Source organism: uncultured Methanobrevibacter sp. (genome assembly GCF_902770715.1).
Lineage (GTDB): Archaea > Methanobacteriota > Methanobacteria > Methanobacteriales > Methanobacteriaceae > Methanocatella.
This window is the reverse complement of sequence record NZ_CACXTS010000060.1, coordinates 1-4,520: the sequence shown is the minus strand read 5'-3', so window position 1 is coordinate 4,520 and position 4,520 is coordinate 1. Positions and strand designations below refer to the sequence as shown.

Annotated in this window: 4 protein-coding genes; all 4 read right to left on the bottom strand. The window is 32.1% G+C overall.

The features are described 5' to 3' along the window. Nucleotides 1–39 precede the first annotated feature (39 nt). The gene (locus tag QZU81_RS10430; RefSeq protein ID WP_295591680.1) at nt 40–168 is read right to left on the bottom strand and encodes a hypothetical protein; all 129 of its coding nucleotides are present in this window, start codon (nt 166–168) and stop codon (nt 40–42) included. A gap of 18 nt (nt 169–186) precedes the next feature. After that, nucleotides 187–1,209, bottom strand: coding sequence for a hypothetical protein (locus QZU81_RS10425; protein ID WP_295591678.1), 1,023 nt, complete (start codon nt 1,207–1,209; stop codon nt 187–189). A 98-nt stretch (nt 1,210–1,307) separates the two neighbouring features. Beyond that, the gene (locus QZU81_RS10420) at nt 1,308–4,109 is read right to left on the bottom strand and encodes a hypothetical protein (protein ID WP_295591676.1); all 2,802 of its coding nucleotides are present in this window, start codon (nt 4,107–4,109) and stop codon (nt 1,308–1,310) included. Nucleotides 4,110–4,115: 6 nt separating this feature from the next. Beyond that, nucleotides 4,116–4,520 (bottom strand): hypothetical protein (locus QZU81_RS10415; protein WP_295591674.1); only part of this gene is annotated, 405 nt, incomplete at its 5' end.

Sequence of the window (4,520 nt, the reverse complement as noted above, 5' to 3'; positions counted from 1 at the left end):
TGTTTGGTGGTATCTTGGAAAAGATTTATCTTTGTACCATTAATTTAATCTGAAGTGCATACGTACTAGTGCAGGGATTGCACCATGTATTGCCTTTTTATGCCAGCATTTAGCGAAATGCTCAATAAACAAAGACGGCGCTCCAAATGGTTCGCCGTCTCTTTTCATATATCGCTTTTTCCCAACTTAGATCTCGTAAAATTTATTATCGCTCGTAAATATTTGCTTCCACTTATTTATCAACAACTTAAGAGTTCTGGTATTATCGTCTTCTGTACAAATTTCGCTTAATATGAAATCAGCTATATCTATCTTCGTTTCACAAGTATCGAAGTCACCATCATCATATAGTCTCTTTATTTCTTCCAGTATATTTATGATTTCAAGAACTTTAGATTTGTATGATTTTTCATCCATTGCACGAACAGATATAGGAGACTCTTCTTCTGAAATAGGTGTATTTGCTTCTATTTCTTTCCTTTTTTGACTTATTATATGTTCTAATTCATTAATTTTCTTGTTACATTCTGTTTTTGATTTCCTTATGTCTATTCTGGAACATACATAAAGGCGTAGATTTTCTTTATATTCAAAAGCTTTTTCTATTTCCCCTTCTTTTACAAATGATTCTATCCTTTCTATTTCTTTAACGACATAATTGGTTAATAAGAACCCCTTGACAATCTGAATCAATTTGGATTGTTCCTCAGTCGGATTATCAATTGAGAGGAAACTATTAATTTCTTTTTCATCTTTATTAATGATACTTTTGACTTTAGATGCCAAATTTTCTAAAGCCTCGATTTTCTTAGTAATGTTTACAAATTTTTCTCTCTTTTTATTTGGAAGATGATGAAGCACCTTGTATTTGGTCCTCAAATTCCCAATTTCCTCGCTAAGCTTTTCTATTTTACTAAAGTCGCCAACTAATAGATTACTTTCTGCCTGATCTATTTTGCTTAAAGCATCATTATAAAACTTATTGAACTCACTTTCGACCAATATCGAAGAATCAAATTGCATTAAAATTTCATGTTCCTTTTCGTTTATCATCTCTCCAACAGCAGTAGAAGAGTTACTTGTGACATGGTATCCGCAACAAAATTCACAATAGTAACTACGAACAGGGGCAAATCCATTTTCTTCAAGTATATTATCCTTGTTATACTTGATGAAATTGTCTGCTTTCGCTTTCGTTTCAAAAAGCATTTTGCTCCTATGACATCCGTAACAATGTACTATATTATTTTTTGGCTTCATTTATCAACATATAGAATAAACAGTATCATCAAAATAATTATCTTAAATTATTTGTTACTTTCTCTAAATCTTTTTAACTCACGTTCATAAGATTGCCTACATTGGGGACATCCAAAAACTTCAGTTTGAATTATGTCCTCAGTACCACTATCTAATCTAACCTTTTCTTCTATTACAATATTTTCTAACTGTGTGCCACATTTAGGACAGAAGAATTGATTCTTATCATTATGTCCCTTTCCTTCACACTCTTTCAGCTTGGGCGGTACTCTACCATTTCTTCTATGCTTTTCAATTAATAGATTAAACAAATTATCGTTACAGCAAGCTAAACAGGACGGACAGATAACCCAATTATTCTCACATCTCTTACTGTCCCTACTATCTATCAAACCTTTTTTGCAGTTATTGCATCGGCTTAGATAGATTTCTTTTCTGTATTGTGAACACTGACTGTTAGCACATGAGAAGAATCTGCTACCATTCAGCAAGGAGCCTCTTGTAGAGAAAATCATATGGCCACAACTTCTACAAATAAGACGAGCATATAACTTCTCTGCCTGCACTACTTCTCCTGCAAAATTAGATACGGCTTCAGTCGGAATATTACCCTCAGAAGTAACATCAATAAGTTTATAACCTAGTATTTCTGCAGCATGGTATAGCGTATATTGTCTCCAATCTTTTTCTTTTTCTAAAGTTTGTCTACCCAACACATTACAGAAGCATTCATTACTTCTACACCAAAAGAAAGGAAGATTAGAAACTTTCTCTCTAGTATTAGCGACGATTGGAGTACAATAGAAAACTCCTTGAATCTTTCGCGGCGTGAGGAATTCTCTACACCAGTATTGCAGCTTTGAATAACTTTTTTCCGGATCAAATTCATGCTGACGATAATAGTAGTATGCTTTAATTTTGCTTAGCTCCGTATTATCGTAAGGAAGTTTTATAAAATCTTCACCTAATTCTGCATTAGGAAACATTTTCTTCAAGGAATCAAAAGTGTTTGAATATACAATTGAGGATTCTGCCCTTGCTGCTATTTCCGCAGGATTTTGATTTGGTGCAATTTCATTTGCATTCCATACACCTAATAAGCTTATTTTGCTTGAATAAAACATACCATTATTGGGGTATATTTCCATAGAAGTAGGCGAATAGTAAGAAGCAACAATGTGATATGCTACTTCCTTTTTTTGCAGATATTCCGGTGGATATCCATTCATAAAAGAGAAAGATTGATATTTTCTTCCCCATTTCTCTAAGGATTTTTTAAGCCTTTCCAAGCTAATATCTTCATATCGAAGAAACTCTTTTGATTCTATATCTTCTATAAATAGGCTTAAAATAGAATCAGATGATCCAGGTGTTCTTTTCCAGACATACGGTTTTATAGGTTCGTGTAAAATATCTGGGCAAGCTGATTTTACAATTTGCTTAACAAATTTTCCATTTTCTTGTTTATTTATAAAAGAAGAAATAATTTTTTTACAATTCTGTATTTCAGATTCTGTCAATTCTATATTATTTCCCTTACAAATATCATGATATTGACGAGTTGCATATTTATTAATTAAAAAATCAGCAGTATGTTTCAAATTGTCTTCAGTCAATTTTGAATCATCGAATGTATAAATCTCTGCATAATGGATAAAACCATAAAACGACGAGTTATGCATTAAACCACCATCACAAGACGGCAGAAAATATCTCACACCTAAATCAATATTTGGATAAGCTTTGTTACTGTGGCCAACTGCGAAATCCAAAATTCCATTAAAACTTTGAATTTTTGCTCCATCTGTTTTCTTTAATGTCAGTAATGTGTCACAGAACATTGGAGCGACCAAATCAATGTTATCACCTGGAGTAGAAATAAAATACCTTATATCAACATATGCCTGATATATAATATCTCGCAAATTTTCAATCAGATTAAAGTCAGGAGCAATTAGATTTAAACGAATATCATGTAGGTATCTTTTTACAATAGACAACTGTGTAAAACAGTCAACATATGTGTAAATAACTTCTAGATAGTTATAGTTGTAAAATTTGTTGCCTGCATGTGACATCCAATATTTGAAATAAATCAAACCATTTCGGGAAGTAGTATAGAGCTTTTTAAGGTGTTCTAACTCTTGTTGATTTTTACCATATGCTAAAATATAATCTATTTTCTGATAAAATCCAAAGGTTGTAAAATCACCTGAAGGTGACAGTTCCTTAAGAGCGGATTCGACATCAGGAATACCTACAAGTTTGAGATTAGGATTATAGGCTTTTAAGATTTCTATAAGCTTATATTGACTGTCAACAGAAAACGCGAAAATGTTTGCACTTATATATGAACATACTATTTGAAGGTCTTCATTAGATGTATTTGTTAATGCTTCTTTGATAGTATCTTTTTGCCAGCTTGTAATGTATAAGGCCCAGAACAATGTCATATGGCAATGGCGACTATTTCCACTTCTATAGTTATAAATACAATCTTTAAAAACAAGAATCCAATTAGAAACTTTATTAGTATCGAATTCTGTTATTTCAAAATTAACAATATCTTGATCTTCTTTCTTTTGGTCAACCTCTCCATTTGACAAAATAGGTTTCCCTACAACAAACAGCCTTCTTCTTTTGTCGTCAGGCGGCAAATCTTTTTCATTTGCATGAAAGCTAATTGTGGAATCACACGAACTCCATCCTTCTACATTATGGCTAAAACCTATATCATCCTGTATATTTGTTTGTCCAAATTTACAGAAGACAAGAGGATTATTCAGAATTTCGTCATAACGCTGTTTCGTTGAAGAAGCTATAAACCCATTATAATGATTATCTGGCATAACAAATTAGCTAAGAATTAAACAAATAAACCATACAGATATACATAAGATACTAACAATTGTTGTAATCAGGCTCATACAACCAGAATCTCTTTTCGTATTTTTACTTTCAATATTATTGACTATAGCGTTTCCGTCATATGCTTTAACATACTCTCTAATATAGATATTATCTGTACTATCAGAGCACTTTGGGCAAAACCTTATATAAGAGAATTCTGATGTTGCCTTTAATTTCATCCACCCTGGCATAGCAGCATTATCAATATTAACTCTTGTATTAATTCTTTTCCTTTTGATAACAGCTGAAGATATCTGAGTTTTTTTTCCACACTTAGGACAATAGAAATATTTTTTTAAGTCAGCCTCTACTTTATTTATCTGGCTCTCTATTTGAGATTCAGACAAATC

Bases quoted from the DNA above. Each gene is read 5' to 3' on its own strand.
- QZU81_RS10430 (WP_295591680.1), bottom strand. From the start codon at position 168: ATGAAAAGAGACGGCGAACCATTTGGAGCGCCGTCTTTGTTTATTGAG.
- QZU81_RS10425 (WP_295591678.1), bottom strand. From the start codon at position 1,209: ATGCTTTTTGAAACGAAAGCGAAAGCAGACAATTTCATCAAGTATAAC.
- QZU81_RS10420 (WP_295591676.1), bottom strand. From the start codon at position 4,109: ATGCCAGATAATCATTATAATGGGTTTATAGCTTCTTCAACGAAACAG.